At 73.0% G+C, this 18348-nt stretch carries 28 protein-coding genes and 2 tRNA genes; 24 read left to right on the top strand and 6 right to left on the bottom strand.

The features are described 5' to 3' along the window. Positions 1-30: 30 nt before the first annotated feature. The 5 genes from NBH00_RS12675 to NBH00_RS12695 all read right to left on the bottom strand — a co-directional run bounded on the left by NBH00_RS12675 (position 31) and on the right by NBH00_RS12695 (position 3610). Positions 31-375: a hypothetical protein gene (locus NBH00_RS12675; RefSeq protein ID WP_254573684.1), complete on the bottom strand. Its 345-nt coding sequence runs from the start codon at positions 373-375 to the stop codon at positions 31-33. Positions 376-510: 135 nt separating this feature from the next. Continuing rightward, entirely contained in the window at positions 511-1134 is a 624-nt protein-coding gene (locus NBH00_RS12680) for an NUDIX hydrolase (protein ID WP_254573685.1), read from the bottom strand. A 10-nt stretch (positions 1135-1144) separates the two neighbouring features. Further along, positions 1145-1567 carry an OsmC family protein gene (locus NBH00_RS12685; protein ID WP_254573686.1) on the bottom strand — a complete coding sequence of 141 codons (423 nt, stop codon included), beginning with the start codon at positions 1565-1567 and terminating at the stop codon, positions 1145-1147. Positions 1568-1634: 67 nt separating this feature from the next. Further along, positions 1635-2930, bottom strand: a complete 1296-nt coding sequence (locus tag NBH00_RS12690) for a DUF1015 domain-containing protein (protein WP_254573687.1) — start codon at positions 2928-2930, stop codon at positions 1635-1637. Positions 2931-2983: 53 nt separating this feature from the next. Then, positions 2984-3610, bottom strand: coding sequence for a CAP domain-containing protein (locus NBH00_RS12695; protein ID WP_254573688.1), 627 nt, complete (start codon positions 3608-3610; stop codon positions 2984-2986). Between the two features lie 193 nt (positions 3611-3803). On the opposite strand from NBH00_RS12695, the gene NBH00_RS12700 reads away from it, so the two are divergent. From NBH00_RS12700 to NBH00_RS12790, 20 genes are all read left to right on the top strand, one after another. Continuing rightward, positions 3804-3877: transfer RNA gene (locus NBH00_RS12700), tRNA-Pro, on the top strand. Between the two features lie 47 nt (positions 3878-3924). Next, positions 3925-3998 (top strand) — tRNA-Arg (locus NBH00_RS12705). A 911-nt stretch (positions 3999-4909) separates the two neighbouring features. Continuing rightward, on the top strand, positions 4910-5179 hold the full coding sequence (locus NBH00_RS12710) for a helix-turn-helix domain-containing protein (protein WP_254568967.1): 270 nt from the start codon (positions 4910-4912) through the stop codon (positions 5177-5179). Then, positions 5176-6336 (top strand): AAA family ATPase, encoded by a 1161-nt coding sequence (locus NBH00_RS12715; protein ID WP_254568968.1) that lies wholly within the window; start codon positions 5176-5178, stop codon positions 6334-6336. The genes NBH00_RS12710 and NBH00_RS12715 overlap by 4 nt, the downstream gene beginning before the upstream one ends. Then, complete coding sequence (locus NBH00_RS25250) at positions 6336-6464, top strand: hypothetical protein (RefSeq protein ID WP_302182629.1); 129 nt, start codon at positions 6336-6338, stop codon at positions 6462-6464. The genes NBH00_RS12715 and NBH00_RS25250 overlap by 1 nt, the downstream gene beginning before the upstream one ends. Beyond that, entirely contained in the window at positions 6461-6886 is a 426-nt protein-coding gene (locus tag NBH00_RS12720; protein ID WP_254568969.1) for a hypothetical protein, read from the top strand. The genes NBH00_RS25250 and NBH00_RS12720 overlap by 4 nt, the downstream gene beginning before the upstream one ends. Positions 6887-6888: 2 nt before the next feature. Continuing rightward, positions 6889-7182 carry a hypothetical protein gene (locus tag NBH00_RS12725; RefSeq protein WP_254568970.1) on the top strand — a complete coding sequence of 98 codons (294 nt, stop codon included), beginning with the start codon at positions 6889-6891 and terminating at the stop codon, positions 7180-7182. Continuing rightward, a complete protein-coding gene (locus tag NBH00_RS12730) occupies positions 7175-7423 on the top strand; it encodes a hypothetical protein (protein ID WP_254568971.1) in 249 nt (82 codons plus the stop codon). The genes NBH00_RS12725 and NBH00_RS12730 overlap by 8 nt, the downstream gene beginning before the upstream one ends. Beyond that, a complete protein-coding gene (locus NBH00_RS12735; protein WP_254568972.1) occupies positions 7420-7932 on the top strand; it encodes a hypothetical protein in 513 nt (170 codons plus the stop codon). Before NBH00_RS12730 ends, NBH00_RS12735 begins: the two co-directional genes overlap by 4 nt. Next, positions 7925-8197: a hypothetical protein gene (locus tag NBH00_RS12740; RefSeq protein ID WP_254568973.1), complete on the top strand. Its 273-nt coding sequence runs from the start codon at positions 7925-7927 to the stop codon at positions 8195-8197. The genes NBH00_RS12735 and NBH00_RS12740 overlap by 8 nt, the downstream gene beginning before the upstream one ends. 2 nt (positions 8198-8199) lie before the next feature. Next, positions 8200-8436, top strand: a complete 237-nt coding sequence (locus NBH00_RS12745; RefSeq protein WP_254568974.1) for a hypothetical protein — start codon at positions 8200-8202, stop codon at positions 8434-8436. A 409-nt stretch (positions 8437-8845) separates the two neighbouring features. Continuing rightward, complete coding sequence (locus NBH00_RS12750) at positions 8846-9466, top strand: HK97 family phage prohead protease (protein WP_254568975.1); 621 nt, start codon at positions 8846-8848, stop codon at positions 9464-9466. Then, on the top strand, positions 9463-9666 hold the full coding sequence (locus tag NBH00_RS12755) for a hypothetical protein (protein WP_254568976.1): 204 nt from the start codon (positions 9463-9465) through the stop codon (positions 9664-9666). The genes NBH00_RS12750 and NBH00_RS12755 overlap by 4 nt, the downstream gene beginning before the upstream one ends. Next, entirely contained in the window at positions 9663-11051 is a 1389-nt protein-coding gene (locus NBH00_RS12760) for a phage major capsid protein (RefSeq protein WP_254568977.1), read from the top strand. Before NBH00_RS12755 ends, NBH00_RS12760 begins: the two co-directional genes overlap by 4 nt. Beyond that, positions 11048-11296, top strand: a complete 249-nt coding sequence (locus tag NBH00_RS12765; protein WP_254568978.1) for a hypothetical protein — start codon at positions 11048-11050, stop codon at positions 11294-11296. Before NBH00_RS12760 ends, NBH00_RS12765 begins: the two co-directional genes overlap by 4 nt. Then, entirely contained in the window at positions 11293-11673 is a 381-nt protein-coding gene (locus NBH00_RS12770; RefSeq protein ID WP_254568979.1) for a hypothetical protein, read from the top strand. Before NBH00_RS12765 ends, NBH00_RS12770 begins: the two co-directional genes overlap by 4 nt. A 43-nt stretch (positions 11674-11716) precedes the next feature. Beyond that, positions 11717-12610 (top strand): hypothetical protein, encoded by an 894-nt coding sequence (locus NBH00_RS12775; RefSeq protein WP_254568980.1) that lies wholly within the window; start codon positions 11717-11719, stop codon positions 12608-12610. Beyond that, complete coding sequence (locus NBH00_RS12780) at positions 12607-13053, top strand: hypothetical protein (protein ID WP_254568981.1); 447 nt, start codon at positions 12607-12609, stop codon at positions 13051-13053. The genes NBH00_RS12775 and NBH00_RS12780 overlap by 4 nt, the downstream gene beginning before the upstream one ends. After that, complete coding sequence (locus NBH00_RS12785; protein WP_254568982.1) at positions 13046-15151, top strand: NlpC/P60 family protein; 2106 nt, start codon at positions 13046-13048, stop codon at positions 15149-15151. The genes NBH00_RS12780 and NBH00_RS12785 overlap by 8 nt, the downstream gene beginning before the upstream one ends. Next, positions 15148-15483 carry a hypothetical protein gene (locus NBH00_RS12790; RefSeq protein ID WP_254568983.1) on the top strand — a complete coding sequence of 112 codons (336 nt, stop codon included), beginning with the start codon at positions 15148-15150 and terminating at the stop codon, positions 15481-15483. The genes NBH00_RS12785 and NBH00_RS12790 overlap by 4 nt, the downstream gene beginning before the upstream one ends. Here the strand turns inward: NBH00_RS12790 and NBH00_RS12795 are convergent. Continuing rightward, positions 15457-15705 carry a hypothetical protein gene (locus tag NBH00_RS12795; RefSeq protein ID WP_254568984.1) on the bottom strand — a complete coding sequence of 83 codons (249 nt, stop codon included), beginning with the start codon at positions 15703-15705 and terminating at the stop codon, positions 15457-15459. The two genes, NBH00_RS12790 and NBH00_RS12795, sit on opposite strands and share 27 nt — an antisense overlap. A gap of 181 nt (positions 15706-15886) precedes the next feature. Between NBH00_RS12795 and NBH00_RS12800 the strand changes: the two genes are divergently transcribed. From NBH00_RS12800 to NBH00_RS12815, 4 genes are read left to right on the top strand one after another with little or no spacing between them, the layout of a single operon-like run. Continuing rightward, entirely contained in the window at positions 15887-16282 is a 396-nt protein-coding gene (locus NBH00_RS12800; protein WP_254568985.1) for a hypothetical protein, read from the top strand. After that, positions 16279-16647 (top strand): hypothetical protein, encoded by a 369-nt coding sequence (locus NBH00_RS12805; protein WP_254568986.1) that lies wholly within the window; start codon positions 16279-16281, stop codon positions 16645-16647. Before NBH00_RS12800 ends, NBH00_RS12805 begins: the two co-directional genes overlap by 4 nt. Continuing rightward, entirely contained in the window at positions 16644-16997 is a 354-nt protein-coding gene (locus tag NBH00_RS12810) for an NFACT family protein (protein WP_254568987.1), read from the top strand. Before NBH00_RS12805 ends, NBH00_RS12810 begins: the two co-directional genes overlap by 4 nt. Continuing rightward, positions 16997-18337, top strand: coding sequence for a tyrosine-type recombinase/integrase (locus tag NBH00_RS12815; RefSeq protein WP_254568988.1), 1341 nt, complete (start codon positions 16997-16999; stop codon positions 18335-18337). The genes NBH00_RS12810 and NBH00_RS12815 overlap by 1 nt, the downstream gene beginning before the upstream one ends. The last annotated feature ends 11 nt before the right edge of the window (positions 18338-18348 follow it).

Here is an 18348-nt window from a genome sequence, read left to right on the forward strand (position 1 = left end):
CGGGCGGGGCGCGGGCCAGCGCGCGGCCGGTTACTGGGCGCTCAGCGGCGCCGGCGTGACGATCGGGGCGTTCTGGTGCGACCACGGCGCCGGCGGCGGCTCCCCGCTGTCGAACGCGCTGAGGAGGAAGAAGAGCCCGACGAGCAGCGCGGCCACGACGAGCAGCGCCATCAGCCCCTTCGCGATCCGCTCGGCTGCGGACGGGCGGTTCGCCTTCGCGGCCAGCAGGCGGTCGTGCGCCGAGATGCCGGTGCGCTGGTCGTAGGGCAGCAGCTTGACCTTGATCTCGCGCTTCGGACGCGGCTCGGGCGGCGGCAGGTCCCGGACGTTCGAGAGGTCCATCCGTGGCGGCGTGTCGGCCTTCTTCTCCTCCATGGGGACATCATGGTCGGTCTGGTGACCGGATGCACCGCCGGATGCAGGAATTCCTGCACGAACGGGGAATGAGACGAACATCCCTCGTGACCGGGCGGCCCCAGTGGCCGCCCGTCGCAATTCAGGGGCGTCCCGTCAGGCGGCGGCGACGCCGAGGACTGCGGCCGGCAGACGCTCGAGCAGGTCGCCGAGCATGCGGGCCGTCGCGCCCCAGACGAGATGCTCGCCGACGACGTACACGTCGGTGCGGAAGGGGATGCCGCGGCGCATCAGCCGGCGCCGGCCGTGCCCGGCGCGGAGCGCGGTGAGGGGCAGCTCGAGGACCTCGGCGACCTCGCGCTCGGACGGCCGCCAGACCTGCCCGGGCTCGATCAGCCCGACGAACGGGTAGACGGCGTAGTCGGTGGCGATCGTCGGCGTCGGCTGCAGCGCGCCGACGACCTCGACGCCCACGGGGTCGAGGCCGATCTCCTCGTGCGCCTCGCGCAGCGCCGTGACGCGCAGGTCGCTCTCGTCCTCGTCGCGGCGGCCGCCGGGGAACGAGATCTCGCCGGCGTGACGGCGCATGTCGTCGCGGCGGCGGGTGAGGACCGCGGTGAGCTCGCCGTCGCCGGCGATGTAGAGCGGGACGAGGACGGCGGCCTGGGTGCGGCCGTGGACCTCGAGCTCCGCCGCCTCGGCGGGGTCGAGCAGCACGTCGCGCAGGGCGCCGGCCAGCGCGGCGCGGTCCTGCGGTGCGGCTCGCGGGGCGGTGGTCACGCGGAAGGCGTCAGGAGACGAGCGTCACGCGCTCGATGCGCTCATCGAACATGACCTCGCCGTCGAGCGTCCGGTGCACGGGGCACTTGGCCGCGATGACGCGCAGGCGCGAGACCTGCTCGTCGCTCAGCGAGTCGGGAAGGCGCAGGACGAGGTCGAAGCGGGTCGGGCAGCCGCGGTCGGACGGCGTGTACTGACACGTCACCTCGGTCGCGCCGAGGTCCCAGCCCTTGCGCTGGGCGTACATCTCCATCGTGATGGCCGTGCAGGAGGCGAGCGACGCGGCGAGCAGCTCCTGGGGCGACGGGCCGGTGTCCTCGCCGCCCTCGCTGGCGGGCTCGTCGGCGAGCAGCTGGTGCGAGCGGACCTTCACCGTCTGCTTGAACCCGCCGGACCGGGTCGAGGTGGCCTTCATGGCGTCTGGAGCCTTCATGGTCCCTCCGATGGTAGAGCCTCCGCGGCAAATCCGACGGGGTGTTCGACCGTCCGTCCGGCGGCCGTCATCCGAGGGGGCTGAGCAGCAGTCCGGTGGGGACCTTGGGGGCGAACGAGGTGGACTTCGCGGGCATCGTCGCGCCCGCCTGGGCGACGGCGAGGACCTGCTCGACCGCGCACGGGCGGACGAAGAGCGCGAGCTCGTAGGTGCCGTCGGCGACGAGCTCGCGGGCCTCCTCGTCGTTGCGGGCGTAGCCGAGCCCGTCGCGGCGGTCGATCGCGTCCTGGCTCAGCCCGAGCGTCCGGGTCAGGACGAGGTGCTGGAGGACCGCCGTGTCGAGCCGGCGGTAGGGCGCGGGGACGTCCGGCGGCATCGCGGCGTCCGCGACCGCGGGGTCGCGCAGGACCGCGCGGCGGGCCCTCGGCTCCCCGCCCGGGCCGCCGCGATCGAGCAGCCCGAGCGTGAACGGGCCGTCGCCGGCGGGGGGCGCGAGGTCGGCCGGCGCGACGGAGGTCACGTCGAAGGCGCGGGCCAGCAGGGCGTCGAGGGCGGCGCGGGCCGCCGGCGTCAGGCCACGGACGAGCCGGTGGGTGGGCTGGATGACGAGGCCGTCGTCCTGCATCGCGACGAGCAGCACGAGCGCGAGGTGGTGCTCGCCCTCGCCGCCGCGCTCGGCGGCGTACCGCCGGGAGGCCTCGTAGCGGTGGTGGCCGTCGGCGATGAGCAGCTCGCGGCCGGCCAGCGCCTCCCGGAGCGCGGCCACGACCGCGGGGTTGCCGATGCGCCAGAGGCGGTCCTCGGTGCCCTCGTCGTCGACGGCGCTCGCCACGGGCGGCGTGGCGAAGACCGGCGCGAGCAGGGCCGCGACCTCGCCGCCCGCGTCGTCGTGCAGCGCGAAGACGGGGGAGAGGTTCGCGCGCGTCGCCCGCGTGAGCTCGAGACGGTCCTCGACCGCGGCCGGGTGCGTCCGCTCGTGGGGGCGGATGCGGCCCGCCCCGTAGTCCGTCACCCGCGTGCGGGCGAAGAGGCCGCGCCGCACGAGCGTCGTACCGTCCGGGCCGGGGAAGCGCTGCTCGAGGGCCCACAGCGCCGGTCGCTCGTCGCGGACGAGGACGCCGGTGTCCGCCCACTCGCGCAGCAGTTCGGCGGCGTGCGCGTAGCGGCCGGCCGGGTCGCCGTGGTCGTCCGGGCGGTCGGGGTCCGGCAGGTCCGCCGCGACGATGTTCAGCGGCGTGCGAGCCAGCAGCCGGGCGCGGATGACCGGGTCGCTCACGTCGTACGGCGGGGCGATGACGGCGCTGAGCGACGGGACCCGATCCAGGGCGTGGTGCACGGCCCGCAGCGGCTGGATCTCGGCCATCCGCGAGGACGGTAGCGCCGCGTCGCGGCGTGGCGGCCCGGGCGGGCCGCCGGTCAGCGGACGCGGCCGCCGAAGTCGTGCACGTAGGTGGCGCCGCCGGCCGAGCCGTCCGGCGCGCCCATCGCGACGCCGAGGCCGACCTCGCGGAAGTGCCGGTCCAGGATGTTCGCCCGGTGGCCGGGGGAGTGCATCCACGCGGTGACGATCGCCTTCGGGGTCGCGAGGACGCCGGTGCCGTAGGCGATGTTCTCGCCGATGTACCAGCTCGACAGGCCCCCGCGCAGGTAGCTCGTGTGCTTGATCCGGTCGACCATCGTCGTGCCGTTCGGCGTCGTGTGGTCGAAGAAGCGGTCGGCGACGAGGAGCCCGGCGAAGCGACGTGCGACCCGCGACAGCGTGCGCTGCGCGGTGAGCGGCGCGAGGTGGTGGCGCGCGCGCTGGCGGTTGACGAGGCAGAGTGTCGCGCGCCCGACGGCGCCGAGGTTGCCGCGCGTCGGGACGAGCGACTCGTTCCGGCACGCCTCGCGCGCCGGGGCGGGGCAGGTCGAGACGACGCCGGGCACCGTGACGCACGGGAGGCTCGCCGCGGTGGCCGGCGAGGCCGTGACGGCGGGGACGACCGCGACGGCCGTGACGGCGGTGGCGGCGAGCGAGAGCAGGCGTGAGCGGAGCGAGAGCATGGGGGTGGGGCGCCGAGGCGGGGGGACAGGCGGCGCACTCCCGTCATCGGCGCCGCAGCGCCGGCCGCCGCTTGTGGTCCCCGGTCCTGGACATTCGTCCGACGTCACGGGGCCCCCGCCGTCGTCTCACGCACGCGGGCGAGCGCAGGTCGTCGCGCCGCCGTCCGCCCGGGCCGTACAGTTCCCGGGTGCACGGGGCGTAGCTCAGCCTGGTGGAGCGCCGCGTTTGGGACGCGGAGGTCGCCGGTTCAAGTCCGGCCGCCCCGATTCCGTGCCACGCGCCCCCGCCCGGGGGCGCGTGCCGCCGCGGACCCGCCCCCATAGCTCAGCTGGATAGAGCAGCGGACTTCTAATCCGCAGGTCCCAGGTTCGAATCCTGGTGGGGGTGCTAGGAACTACCTGCAAAACGGCATCTTTTCGAGCGCCTCCCGAGCGCCGATCAGGCCGACTGGGCGAGGGGTCGGACCGGGGTCGGGTTCTCTCCTGAGACGTACGACACCGCCCGGTGCCGCCGGGTCCCCTGACACACTCACTCTCGGTCTGCCTCTCGTGGCTGTCCATTCGCCGACAACGCCCGTCGCTCGCGCACGTGAGAGGCGGGCGTTGATCGTTCGCGCGTGAGCCGTCCGAGCGATCCGCCACGATCGTCGGCGCGAATGAGATACGACACGACAAGACCACCACAGTGCCTGGAGTAGACGGCGCTCACACCCCCGCTGCCCGCGACGCGCACTCACGCGACTTCGCAGGCCTTCCGACCGCGACGCGCGCCGCATGGGCCGTCCGCCTCACGCGAGCCGACCCGAACGACTGGACGATCCAGATCCCGAAGCGTCTGCGTCGGTTCGGCGTCGCCGACGAGACCATCGCCGCATGGCCCGACCTAGACGACTGGGAACGCCTCAACGCCATCGTCGGCGACGACCCCGAGGCCTTCGCGATCGCCGAGGCGACGCTCGAGGGCATCGGCACGCCTGGCTCTGGGTTCGACGCCGCAGACTGGGACGCGATCGTCCAGGTGTGCGACTACTCCGACTCCCGCCACCGCGACGAGCGCCACGATCGCGCCAACGATCGGATCACCTCCAGGTGGCTCGCGAAGCTCCCTCGCCAGCGGGCCGCAGTGGCTCCCAAGGCGCGACGTCCGTCCGCGTCCCGCCGCACGGGCGCCCGCACGCGGGCGCACCGCTCGCGTAGCGCTACTCGCTCCTCCGCGGCGAGCGGCGACTCGGGCGGCGACGGCCCAGGCGAACCACCGCCGCCGGCCCCTCACGGCCGGCGGCACGCAGGAGCGGCGTCATGAGCGCCGCGATAGTCGACGCGTTCCTCTCGTCCCTCGACGACGAGGCACTCGACCGCCTCGCGACGCTCCTCGCGCCGCGGCTGAAGCCAGAGGGCGAGCCCACGTCGCCATGGCTCACCCCCGACGAGGCCGCGGCGCGACTGCGCTGCGCCCGCAAGCGGGTCTACGAGCTCGTCGCCGCCGACCGGCTCCCGAGCCACCGAGACGGCCGCCGGCTCCTCTTCCACCGCGACGAGCTCGACGCCTACCTGACCGGGGCAACATGAGCCCGTTCGTCGATGGCGTGGCATTCATCGGGGATGCGGAGCAGCACGTCCCCGCAAACTGGGGCGACGGGACCTCGGTTCTGTGGTCCATGGGTGAGCCGCTGCTTCTCTGCGGGCCGCCCGGCGTCGGGAAGTCGACGCTCGTCCAGCAGATCGTCCTAGCGCGCATCGGAGGCCTCTGGGCGCCCTCGACGGTCCTCGGGCTCACGGTCACGCCCGACCCCGATCGGAAGGTCTTGTACGTCGCGGCGGATCGTCCTGCGCAGATCGCCCGCTCGCTACGGCGCATGGTCACCGCCGAGCACCTCTCGTCCCTCGACGGGCGGCTCATCGTCTGGCGCGGGCCGCTCGACTTCGATCCGGTCAGCGAGCCCGAGCGGCTCGCGCAGGTCGCAGCGCTCCACGGCGTAGGCACGGTCGTCATCGACTCGCTCAAGGACGTCGCGGTGCGCCTCAGCGACGACGCCGTAGGCAGCGCCGTGAAGCTGATGCTCACCCACCTCACGGAGGCCGGCATCGAGGTGTGCGCTCTGCACCATCAGCGCAAGAGCGGCGGCGAGAACAGCAAGCCCACGAAGCTCGACGACGTCTACGGCTCGACCTGGATCACCGCCGGCGCCGGGAGCGTCGTCCTGCTGCACGGCCAGGCGGGCGACCCGATCGTCGAGTTGCTGCACCTCAAGCAACCCGCCGACGTCGTCGGTCCGCTGAGGGTCGTCCACGACCACGAGGCTGGCCTGAGCACGGTCGTGCAGGACATCGACCCGCTCGAGCTCCTGCGGACCGAGGACACGGTCACGGTTCGAGACGCCGCGCGGGCGTTGTACGGAAGCGTCAGCCCCGCGGACGTCGAGAAAGCCCGCCGCACCCTCGACGCGTTGCACTTCAGCGGCGACGCGCGCAAGCTCCCGACGACACCCGGGAAGCCCGCGAGATACGCGGCCGCGAACACGGCCGTGACCCCCGTGACCCCGAGCGTGACCCCCGCACGCGAAGGTCACGCGGGATCACGAAAGCCCACCAACACTGCTCACGACGGGGTCACGCGACCTCACGACGCCATCGACACCCGGCCCGACCCCCTTAAGGGGGCGGGTGTCGTGGGCCGTGACCCCCAGCCGGCCATCTTCCTCGTCCCCGACCCGGACGCCGCCTGATGGATCTTCAGGTGGCGCGCTACGACCACGCCCGCCGCATCCGCGTGGCACCGCCGCCGCTGGCCCAGCTCGCGCGCGACCCGAGCCCCGATCTCCGGCCGTGGTCGGCGACCAGGAGGCGGACGTGAGCCGCGCGGCAGCGCTGGCATGGTTCGAGGACGAGGGCCTGCCACCTGACGGCGAGTGGCGCTCGGCCACGGACATCCGTGAACGTGCGTCCGCCGCAAGGTTCTCCAGGTCGACGTTCTCCCGCGCCGTCCGTGACTTTGTGAAGGCGCACCCGGAGGAGCTCGAGACGGACTGGACGAGCACGATGCCCGCCAGGCGCCTATGGCGGCGTCTGCCGGCGCCGTCGGCGGCCGACCTGCGCTCCCTCGTCATAGCCGAGTTCGCGGACGAGCGCGAGGAGCTGCACGCGGAGATCTGGCGACTGATGGAGCGCGTCGAGGTGCTGACCGACGAGCGCAACGCATGGCGCGCTGTCGCGGAGGCGAAGGGACTGCCGGGCCAAGCCGGGTCAGCTTCTGCCTCATCAGGCCGGAGCATGTAGTCGTGATCCTGAACCGCGACACCGCCTACCGCGACGTGCTCGAAGCCCTCGCAGAGGGCCCGATCAAGGACCTCTTCGAGGAGCGCCACGCCCTCGAGAGCAACCCGACGCCCGACGCGCTGGCGTCGATGACCCGCCACCTCGCCGAGTGCCAGACCTACCTCTCGAGCGTGGTCGCGCCGAAGGTCGAGCTTCTCGCTGCGGTCAAGTTGGTGGCCGCTGCCTCGCAGCAGTACGAGGAGCGGTGGAAGGCAGGGCGCGCGGCGCAGGCCATCGAGGGCACCGTCGATGCTTGAGAGCGGCGACACAGTGGCGAGCGCGTACGAGCAGGCGATCACCGCGGCGCAGGCGATGCTCGTCGGCCTCCACGTGCAGCTCACCGGGCTCGTCGCCGAGCCGAGTGCGCGCGGCGCCCGGTCCGCCGAGTTCACCTGCCGCGAGGTCCTCGCTCGCCTCGGCGTGTCGCAGGACGCCATCGACCAGGCGCACGCCGAGAACGCGGCGCGCATCGCCCGGCATCAGCGGAGCCAGGCGTGAGCGTCCTCGACCGCATCCGCTGGCGCCTGCCTGGCCCGCGCGCGCACCGGCTCGGCGACCCGCTCGAGCCCGCACCCTGCGAGGACTGCGCCACAGACACGATGCCGTGCACGAACCGCCCGTGGTGTCGCCACGACGGCGCGTGGGAGCGGTACATGGTCAGCCACACCGTGTGGGCCCAGGCTGGCGCGCCCGCCGGCTACCTGTGCGTCGGCTGCCTCGAGATGCGCCTCGGCCGCTTCCTCACCGCCGCGGACTTCATCGACGTGGCGATCAACGAGGCGACGCCGTGGGACACGCCTCGTCTGGCGTCACGTCGCGCGGATCTTGCCGGGGAGAGAAAGTCGCCGGAGTGGGCGCGAGCGACGGCGCGCGTAGCCCTTTCGCCCTTTGGTCGTGGGGTTTCAGGGGGGCGTGTGCGTCCAGACTCTGGACCGGTGGGTGTGTCGACCCACGCCGTCGACATTTCTCCCCCCGATGCTCTGGAGGGTCGCAGCCAGCATGGCTAGCACGACCGACCGCGGCTACAACTACGCCCACAAGCGCCTGCGCCGGCGCTGGGCTCGCGAGGTCGAGCAGGGCCACGTCGCGTGTGCTCGCTGTCGCCGCCTGATTCAGCCCGGGGAGCCCTGGGACCTCGACCACGATGACCAGGACCGCTCGCGCTACATCGGCCCGTCGCACGCCCGCTGCAACCGCGCGACCGCCGGCCGCCGGCCGCCGTCGCCCCGCGCCGCGCAGGCCCCCACCCGGCACTCGAGGGTCTGGTACTGAGCATGAGCGAGATCACCGACGCCGGCCGAACCCGCCTGACCGCCGCTCGACGCCGCTGGGCCGAACGGGTCGCCCGCGGCGACGTTACCTGCAGCGTCTGCGCCGAGGTCATCGGCGCCGACGCCGCCTGGAAGCTCGTCTGCGATGCCCCGACCCTGCGCTACGTCCCGGCGCACGAACGCTGCAGCCCCGTTCCGCCGACGCAGCGGTCGAATCCGACTTCGAGGGTCTGGCACTGATGGCGGCGACTCGCTCACCGAAGGACACCGAGCGTGCTTGCGCAGTCTGCGCCGCGGGGTTCCCGCCCGAGCAGGACGGCCCGCAGCACGGGCTCTGTCCGCCCTGCCGGGGGACGTCAGCGATCGGCGACCCGGCGACGTTCGTCGGCGACGAGCCCAGCGCCCCGGGCGGTATCCGCGGCGGCTCGATCGTTGTGGGCACCTGCCCGGGCTGCGGCCAGCTCGTCACCTTCGTGCGCACCGCTGACGGCGCGGCCGTCCAGTGCGCTGCATGTCGTCCAACCGTCGTGGCGGGTCCGCGTCCGGGGTCCGATGAGGTCCGTCGTTCGGGAGGCCCCAACGGTGTGCGTCCCGGGCGCGGACCCGCGACGACGGGAACGCCTTCCTCTCCGACCGAAGGGACCGCATCATGAGCACCGCCACCGACTTCGAGGTGAGGGCCTGCGCCGTTGGGCTCTCGCTCCGCTCCTCCGACGGCGTCCTGAAGCTCGAGGGGTACGCCTCCACCTTCGACGCGTACGACTACGGCCCGTTCCGCGAGCAGATCGCGCCCGGCGCGTTCCGCAACGCGCTCGCCAGCGCGCCGGACGTCGTGCTGAACATGAATCACGGCCGTGCCGGCAGCGGGCTCCCGCTCGCCCGCACCGGCAGCGGGCGTCTGCGCCTGGCCGAAGACGCCAACGGCCTACTCGTGAGCGCCGACCTGGACCCCGACGACGCCGACTGCGCACTCCTGGCCAGCAAGCTGCGCAGCGGCGCGCTCTCGGCGATGAGCTTCGCCTTCAAGGACGCGATCGACAGCTGGTCCCCCGACGGCACGCTGCGCACCATCCGCAGCCTGAGCCTCGACGGCGGCGACGTCTCCGTCGTGGCGAACCCCGCGAACCCCGCGACGTCTGTTGCACTCCGCTCGCGCGCCCGCGCGCTGGCGCCACACTCGCGGCCGACGGCGGGCGCGGTCGGCCCGGACTCCCTCCAACTGGCGCAGGAGCAGCTGATCCTGCTGCGGGCAGGGCGGGCCGGGCGATGACGCTGGACGAGCTCTCCCTTGGCGTCCGGATGCTCCCGGACCGCGTCATCGACAGGCGTCGCGCGTTCGCCGCCGCGCTCGCCACCGACACCGCCGCCCCGCCGTTCCTTCGCCAGGCAGCCGCGCTCGCCGGCGAAGTCCTCGACGTCCTCGCCTACGGGATCGACCCCGCCACCGCCATCAGCAGGAGCCGCACATGAGCCGCACGTCCACCGACCCGCCGATCACCCGCGACGAGCTGCGGGTCCTCGCCGCCCACGCCGTCAAGCAGCGCGACGCGCACGCCCGCCGCGCGGCCAGCGCGATCGACCTCGGCGGACGCACCGACCTGCCCAGCGTCGACCGAGCCCTCGCGGACTCCGATCGGTGGGCCAGCCGCGCGATCGACTTCGAGCACCGCGTCGAGATCTCCGTCGAACCGCTCACCTACGCCGAGGAGTCCCCGCACTCCTGGTTCGTGGACCAGCTCCTGGCGTCCGGCAACGACGGAACCGAGGCCCGCGCCCGCCTGGACCGTCACGACCGCGAGGTCGAGCTCGAGACGCGCTCCCGACCGGCACGCGAGCGCCGCGCCGACGGCCCAGACGGCGTGAGCTTCGAGCGCAGGGTCAACCCCAGCCGCAACCCCGGGCAGGGCGGCAGCTTCGCGCCGCCGCTGTGGCTCACCGACCTCTTCGCCAAGCAGCCGCGCCCCGGCCGCGTCCTCGCAGACCTCATCCCCGGCGCCTACGAGCTCCCCGGCGGCTGCCAGAGCGTCAGCGTCCCGCGGCTGATCGTCGGCGCGAACGGCACGCCGCACATTGACACCACCGCCGTGGCCGAGGCCGATGTCACCGACGCCGCGGTCACCTCGCCCGTGACGCTCATCCCCGCGAGCGTCGACGTCAGCCTGCAGGCGCTCGAGCAGAGCCCCGTCGGCGGCGGCCACCTGGACGAGATCATCTGGGCTGACGCCACGGCCGCCTACGACGCGCAGCTCGAGCAGCAGCTCGTCGCCGGCACCGGCGCCAATGGCCAGATCCTCGGCCTGCTCAACGTCCCGACCGGCGCCGGCGCCGCGAACGCCGTCACCTACACCGACGGCACCCCGACCGGCCCGAAGATGCTCCCGTACGCCGGGCAGGCCGCCGCCCGGATCGGGAACAACCGCCTGATGCCGCCCCAGGTCTGGCTCATGCGCACCGCGCGCTGGGCCTGGCTCGGATCTGCTGAGGACGGGCAGGGACTCCCGCTCGCCGTCCCCGGACACACCCCGCCGCCGGCCGTCCCGTACCTCTTCGACGACGGCCGCCCCTCCCGCGTGGCGTCGCTCCTCGGCTGGCCGGTCTTCCCCGACGACGCCATCCCGCAGACCCTCGGCGGCGCCCCGGGCACCCAGGACGCGATCCTCGCCTGCCGCCCGACGGACATGCTCCTCTGGGAGTCGGTCCCCAGGATGAGCGTGTTCACCGAGGTCCAGTCCGACACGCTGCAGGCCCGCGTGCAGATGCGCACCTACGCCGCCGCGCTCGTCGCCCGGATCCCGACCGGCATCGCCGTCCTCACGGGCACCGGCATGGTCGTCCAGGCCGGGTGGCAGTCGTGAGCGCCGCCGCGGAGCCCGACCGCGCCGCCGAGCAGGCCGCGCTCGCCGCGCTCGCCGCGCGCGTCGCGGCGCTCGAGGTCGCCGTCGGAGAGCTGCTGTACGGCGCGCACGCCGCGGCCGGCCCGCACAAGCTCGCCGCCCAGGGCCGCTACGAGTGCGCCGTCCTGCTGAACGACCATCTCGAGCGACGCGCGACCGCTGACGCTGCGCGCATCGCCCGCGAGACCGAGGGGAACCGCCCGTGAGCACCGACGCCGACCTGCTCGCCCGCCTGGAGCGCCTGGAAGCCGAAGCCGCCGCACGCGACAGCTCACTCGGCGGTGTCCCGGTCCCGAGCTCCCACGAGGCGCTCTCCGATCAGATCGCCGAAGCCAACGAACGCAGCCGGCAGGCCCGCATCCGGGCGCAGGCCGCACGCGACGCCAGGGAGGAGGCCTGGCGCGCCCGGCACGCTCGCGATCACGCCCGCACCGAGAAGCGCCTGGCGCGCATCGCCGACGAGCTCCTCGAGCACACCGCCCGCCGGACGCAGCTGATCCGCGAGCTCGACGACGAGCACGCCCGCCTCGTGAGCGAGCGCGCGACGCTGCAGAAGTCCCTCGTCCCGCCGGCGGACCTGTGACCGCACGCGACGCCAGAGAACCTCTCGTCGCCAGGAGCGGCGCATGAGCGTGCGCATCACCATCACGGGCGACGTCTCGGTCGGGAGCGGACTGCTTCCCGGTCTGCGTCCCCGGCCCGCTGCGGCGCGCCCGTCGACACGCGCGCAGCACATCACCTTCATCGGATCGATCACGGACGGCGCGCACTTCGCGAAGGAGACGTTCACGGTGCTCGCGGGCGATGGTGGCCCGACCCCTACGGGCGGATTCGCGCGGTGGAACGTCATCCCGCGGCCGCAACGCAAGGGCATCACCGTCCTCGACGGGTACGACCCCCTGACGCTCGAGATACCGATCCTCTTCGACGCCGCTAAGGGCCCCGCCGGCGACGTCGAGGCGGACATCCAGAAGCTCGAGTGGATGGGCGGCCGCGGCGTTCTTTTCGAGCGGACCGGCATCGGGCAGCCGGCGCGCGGCGACTCGCCCCTCGTCGTCGTGTCGACGGTCGACGCCCACGGGGTGACGAGCGCTCTGGTCCCCGCTCAGTACCAGACCGACGGCCTGCGGTGGGTCGTGACGAGCCTCGCGTTCGACACCAACCCGATCCGCAACGCCCACGGCGACCGGACCCGCCAGGCGGTCACCGTCACGCTGACCGAGTACGTGGCCACGTCGTTCTCTATGTCGGCGGATTCGCCCGCCGTCCGGGCTCAGGCGCGCAAGCCGCTCGCGGACCAGTTCACCAGCTTCCCCGTCACGAGCGCGCACAACACGATCCGCAAGATCACCATCTTCGACGCCCACAACCCGCTGCACTCCGCCGCCGTCGAGGTCCTGAAGGCCAACCGCGCAAACCGCAAGCTGCACCTCGGTCCGTCCATCGACCAGGACCTCATCAAGCACCTTCCGCTCGGGACCCACATCAAGGTGCCCCTCTCGGTTATCAAGGCCCTATGACCCGTCCTCATCCCAAGGTTCAGTACCTCGCGACCGTCGTCGTCTCGTCGCTAGACGACCTCCTCGAGAGCGAGCTGCCCGAGGCCACCGCAGCGCAGCTGCAGACGCTTCGCCAGCTCGTTGTGGAAGAAGGCGGCCTGCAGCTGAAGGCCTCGGACGTGATCTGGCCAGATTCAGGGATCGACGCCACGATTGACGACATCCGGCACGTCATGTCCCCTAGCGGCGCCGAGGACGTGCTCAGCGAACGGGCGCGCGAAGCCCTGCAACGCGTCGGGATCCAGACCGTCGGGCAGCTCTACCAAATGGCCGACGAGCGCGAACGGCACTGCGCCCTCACCGGCGACCCGAAGACCTACCGCGAAAAGCACGGGATCGATGAGTTCGTCGAGGCGGAGATCCTCGGGTTTCTGCGGCGGCTGGAGGTCCTGACCGGTGACTGACACGCTCGACGACCGCTCCGACGCTCAAGCCATCCCGCACCTCGTCGCGGCCGACATCACGCGCTCGGCGGGGGGAAAGACGCCGTCGACGATCGACCTCGCCTCCGCGATCAGCGAGATCCAGACCCGCTCACAGATCAGCGGGGCGAGCACCCTCACCGTCGACCTCATCGACCCCGACTGGGTCATCCTCACCAGCGGCTTCCTCGACCTCGACGAGAACGGCCGCCTCGACACGATCGAGGTGAACTATCCAGACGGGTCGGACTCGTGGTGGCGCCTGGTCGGCGTCGACGCCTCCCTGGACCTCAGCGGCCCGAACGTCACCCTCACCTTCGAGGACCGGGTCGTCGCGTACCTGCGCGATCACTGGGGACCGAAGACCGTGCCGCCCGGCACGACGACCCGCGCGCAGTTCCTGAAGTCGAACGTCGACGAAGTCGGCCGCACCGGCGGGGTGCCCAAGCTCCGGTTCGTCTGCCCGTCGCTGCCCGACGTGCAGCCCCTCGCCGCGGACACGACGACCGCCGTCGCCAGCTCGTCCGCGACGCCGGCGCAGCTCACCGCGCTCTCCGGCACCACGATCGTGCAGACCCCGGCGCAGCAGAAGGCCGCCGCCGCCAAGGCCTCAAAGTCCCGCGGCGTGCATCCGAAAGCGGCGATCACCGTCAAAGGCCAGCCGGCGAACGCGGTGCAGATCGCGAACATCAACGCGCTGCTCGGCACCGCCGAACTGCTCAAGGCCGGGCCGCTCGCGACCGTCGCGCTGATCTGCGCAGGGATCGGCGAGTCGGACATGGGCGCCGCCCCCGACACCTTCACCGCGAAGTACCAAGGCGTCCTGCAGGGCGACCCCGCGAACATCGACGTGCACGACCCCACGGCGCTCGCCGCCGCGTTCCTGAAGGGCGGCAAGGGCTTCCAGGCCGGCGGCGCGATGGCCCTCTCCCGCACCGTGAGCGATCCCGGCGAGATCGCCACGAAGGTCGAGGCGTCCGGGGAGCCCGGGAGCTTCTACGGCCAGTGGGCGCCGGAGGCCCGGGCGATCATCGCCGCCTACGGCGGCATCGCGCTCGGCTCCCAAGCCGACGCCCTCTCCGGCGCCTCCGCCGCCCCCGTGAGCGACGTAAGCCAGCTCACCCGCGGCACCCTCGACAACCCCGACGAGGACTCCTGGGACTGCGGCAGCCGCCTGGCGCAGGAGGTCGACTGGTTCTGGTTTGCCGACACGCTCAGCGTGTACTTCATGTCGGGGCCGGACCTGATCGGCCAGACTCCCGCCCTGTACCTGGACCGGGTGGAGGACCGGGCGATGATCAGCCGCCTCGACACGAGCGTCGACAACACGTCGTTCACCCACGTGCAGCCGACCACCGGGAAGAAGAAGACGCCCTCACGCGTCGCGAAGGCCGACGCCCCCTCCGAGGTTCACCTGGACCTCGTGTGCGCCCCGGACCAGTACCGCGCCGGCGAGGTGTTCGTCCTGCGCGGCTGCGGGCCCGCCGACGGCCGCTGGATCGTCCAGGACGCCACCCGCAACAACCTCGCCGACATCCACACCACCTTCACGCTCGTCCTCCCGCCCGAGCCGCTGCCCGAGCCCCGCGCGCAGGACACGGCGACCGGAGCGGTCGCGATGCCGACCACGAACACCGTGACCAAGGGGAAGCTCGCCGGCGTCGCCCAGGCCGCCGAGATCGCCCTGCAGCAGAAGGACAAGTACGTCTACACCGAGGACGTGAACGCACGCGGAAACCGCGGCACCCTCTTCGGCCCCGCACCCCGGACCATGGACTGCAGCGCGTTTGCCACCCTCTGCTACAAGGCCGCCGGCCTCCCGGACCCCAACCACCAGGACTACTCGCCGATCGGCGCCACCGGCTCGCTCATCGCGCACTGCACGAAGATCGGCGCCCCCGTCCCCGGCGACCTCTGCTTCTTCGGCGACAGCGAAGCCCACACGACCCACGTGACCGTCTACGTCGGCAACGGCCAAGCGATCTCCATGGGCATGCAGGGCGACCCCGAGAAGGGCCCCGCAACCACCACCGGCCCCAAGGGCTTCCTCGGCTACTACCGCTCCGACGTCGCTCCGTGACCGATCGTCCTCGCCTCACGCTCGTGCCCCCGCCGAACACCGACCCGGCACCGCCGGCACGACCCGTCCCATCCGCGCCAGTCGGCGAGTGGCTGACGTCGCGACAGGCGGCCGCGCACCTCGCGATCAGCTACGCAGCCTTCCGCCGCGGCGTCGCCGACGGCACCTGGACCGGTGGGCGCCTGGACCCCGACGGGCTCACGCGCTTCTCCCGCTACGACCTCGACGCCCAGCGCCGCGCACGCTCGGCGACATTCCGCGCCGGCCTCGACCCCACCCGACCCGATCAGCGCGTGACCGGTGACTCAGGGCACGTCGTCCTCGCGCTGTGACTCGAGCGCCGTGGCTATCCGCTCCAGCGCGAGCGGTACCCGCTGCTTCTCGATCCGCTGCGACACGCTGTCGAGCGACCTCACGATCCCGGGGACCGACTTCTCGCGGAGCTCCAGCGCGTCGAGGCGCCGCCTCACCGCCTGCGAGCGGAAGTTCACGACCCCGAGCCCGAGCGAGGCCAGCGACACGACGACGGCGACGATCCCGAGAGCGGTAGCCACGAGCCGCGACCCTAACGCCAGCCACCCCGGCTGCACAGCCGTCCGGTCTGCGTCCCTTCGAAGTGACAGGGAAGTGCGCTTGACCCCGCCGAGGGCGAGAGTACGCTCGCGTCTCCATACAAAAGCGCCCCGGCGACCGTTGGTAGCGATCCCGGGGCATGGCAAAGGAGCCGTAACTCCCATGCACCCGCACCGTACCGGTGAGACCAGCGCGATGGCGCTCGTCACCGCGGCCCAGCGCGCCGCGCTGCAGCCGCTCGTCGTGTTCTACTTCGACCTCGCCGTGATCGCGCTCGCGGAGGGCACCGAGGGCCCGACCTGGCGCCGACACATGCACCGCACCTTGTGGCTCCTCGACGACCTCGGATGGTCCCCGGATGACCCCCGGACCGAGTACCACCTCACGATGCCGCCCGAAGAGTTGACGTCCACGCTCGCGTGGCTCGCCGAGGGCCAGCGAAACCTCCTCGAGAACTGCGACTGGAGCGGCCCGGGCGAGGCCGACGAAGAGCGCGACGAACGCCACACGCTCGCGACCATCCTCGAGCTCCTCGACGCAGCACCGGCGCTCGCATGACGAGCTCAGCCGCCCGCGCCCCGCGCTACAGGACGACCGCCAAGGTCCTCGGCTCGCGCGACTACGCCCGAGTCGCAACGCACCTCCGCGCCCTTGAGCGCATCCTCGAGGCGCCCGACACGCCCGAGGACGCGCGCCGCGCCGCCCGAGCCGACGCGCACGCCGTCGAGCGCCACCTCGGCACCCTCCGGCCCCGCGCGCACAACCAGCACCAGATCATCCTCAGCACCGGCGAGCTCGACCTCATCGCGCACGCCCTCTACGGTCTCGCGGCCGACTCGCCGCGCAGGCCCGACGCACACCACCTCGTCGACCGCGTCGTCCGCGAGATCGACCGCCCCGGCACCTGGGAGGCCTCGGCATGACCACCACCACGACCACGACGACCGGCCGCACCGCGGCCGCGACCCGCACCCGAACCGTCCGCGCCCGCATCCTGCGCGACATCCGCACCGCGACCCCGGGCCACGTCTCGCGGGACCTCGCGGCCGAGCACGTCGACGCGACGCACCCCGCGCTCGACCGGCTCACCGTTCGCCAGCTCCTTGCCGCCTGCCGCGGCGTGGGCCGGTGGTACGCCCGCCAGATCCTCTCGCGCGCCGACGTGGGCCCCGACCTGGCGCTGTGGGACCTCACGCCTCGTCAGCGCGACGCGCTCGTCCGCGAGCTCCGCGCGCCGCGGCCGCACGAGGCACGAGACGGGGGAGGGCGCTGATGGCCGGCGCGAAGCTCGTCGCCACGAAGTACCCGGGGATCTACAAGCGCGGCGCCCGGTACGTCTACGAGTGGACGAACGCCGCCGGCAAGCGGCAGCGGGCCACCGCAGAGACGCTCGCCGACGCCCGCACCCGGAAGGCCGACCGCGAGCGCGAAGCCCGCGAGGGAGCCCCTGCTGCGCCGGAGGTGGGCAAGGCGACGTTCGGCCGCTACGCCCGCGAGCTCTACGGCGCCGACCTGACCCGCGCCGACGGCCAGGAGCCCGCCCGCGGGCGTTACGCCGGCCGCCGCGGCGCCGTCCGCGAGCGCACCCGGAACGACTACCGCCGCCACATCGAGCTCTACTGGCTCCCGAGCCTCTCCGCGCGCGCCGTGGCTTCGATCACCGCCGCGGACCTGCGGCGCGTCATCGACCGCCTGGCGGCCCGCGACGGCGGCGACGAGGGCGACTACATCGCCGACGCCACGATGCGCCGCCTCTTCGCGCCGCTCTCGGCTCTGCTCGCGACCGCGGCCGAGGAGGGCCTCATCCCGACGAACGTCTCCCGTGACGTCACCCTGCCGTCCGGCCGGGACCGGCTGCGGAAGTTCGCCGCCGGCATCGACGACGAGGACGACGAGGGCCCCGCGAAGACGCTCACCCGCGAGGAGTTCGACACGTTCATGACAATCGTCGACCAGCGCCACCGCACGTTCTTCCACCTCCTGGCCGAGACGGGCCTGCGGTTCAGCGAGGCGACGGCGCTGCGCTGGCGAGACCTCACGCTCGACGGCGGCGCCGCGCACCTCCGCGTCCGCCGCGCGTGCGTCCGCGGCGTCTTCGGCCCGCCGAAGACCGAGCACTCCCGGAGGTCGGTCCCGCTGTCCCCGACGCTCGTCTACGCCCTCCGGGCCCGTCACGCGCAGACCGAGTGGCCGCACCCCGACGACCTCGCGTTCCCGTCGACCACCGGGACGCCGATCGCCGACGAGAACCTCCGCAAGCGCACGCTCATGCCCGCCGCCCAGGAGGCCGGTGTCCCTTGGGCCGGGTTCCACGCGTTCCGGCACTTCTGCGCGTCGACGCTCATCGACCAGGGACGCAACATCGTCCAGGTGAGCAAGTGGCTCGGCCACCACTCGCCGGCGTTCACCTTGACCGTCTACGCGCACCTCCTCGACGACGGCGTCGGCGCCCCGCTGGACCTCTTCGGGGGAGCACAAGGGGTCGGACCGGGGTCGGACTCCGGTGTGCGGGAGCGTGCGGGCCAGTCCGACCCGGGCCTCGTGATCCCCGATGGAATGGGCGATCTGACGGACGAGCACGCACGCCACGAGCAGGGGGCGCCGCGCTTCTAATCTGCAGGTCC

The organism is Paraconexibacter antarcticus, from assembly GCF_024220175.1.
Classification (GTDB): domain Bacteria; phylum Actinomycetota; class Thermoleophilia; order Solirubrobacterales; family Solirubrobacteraceae; genus Paraconexibacter; species Paraconexibacter antarcticus.